This window comes from Paenarthrobacter sp. 22069, assembly GCF_052046035.1.
Lineage (GTDB): Bacteria > Actinomycetota > Actinomycetes > Actinomycetales > Micrococcaceae > Arthrobacter.
In genome coordinates this window covers 1-300 of sequence record NZ_JBQEQF010000067.1, presented here as the reverse complement: position 1 = coordinate 300, position 300 = coordinate 1, and the positions used below count along the sequence as shown (strand labels likewise).

Annotated in this window: 1 rRNA gene; it reads right to left on the bottom strand. The window is 55.0% G+C overall.

Features of this window, described 5'->3' with window-relative positions:
• Nucleotides 1-107 (bottom strand): 5S ribosomal RNA (gene rrf, locus ACTJK0_RS21445); the annotation flags it as partial.
• Nucleotides 108-300 lie beyond the last annotated feature (193 nt).

Sequence of the window (300 nt, the reverse complement as noted above, 5' to 3'; positions counted from 1 at the left end):
GACCTACTCTCCCACACCCTCCCGGGTGCAGTACCATCGGCGCTGTGGGTCTTAGCTTCCGGGTTCGGAATGGGACCGGGCGTTTCCCCCACGCTATGACCGCCGTAACCCTTTTACCCGTTCCCCCCGGTCATGCTTGGGGGGTGGGAAAACTTTGTGGTTACAACATTTGTGGTGTTGTTATTCAGTTATGGTTCCTGTCAACGGTGCCCGGGTGGCCGGGGTTGTTGGTTGGGAACCACATAGTGGACGCAAGCAGAATTTTGTATGTTTCTGTGTGGTGTAAGTTGTTGGCCTATT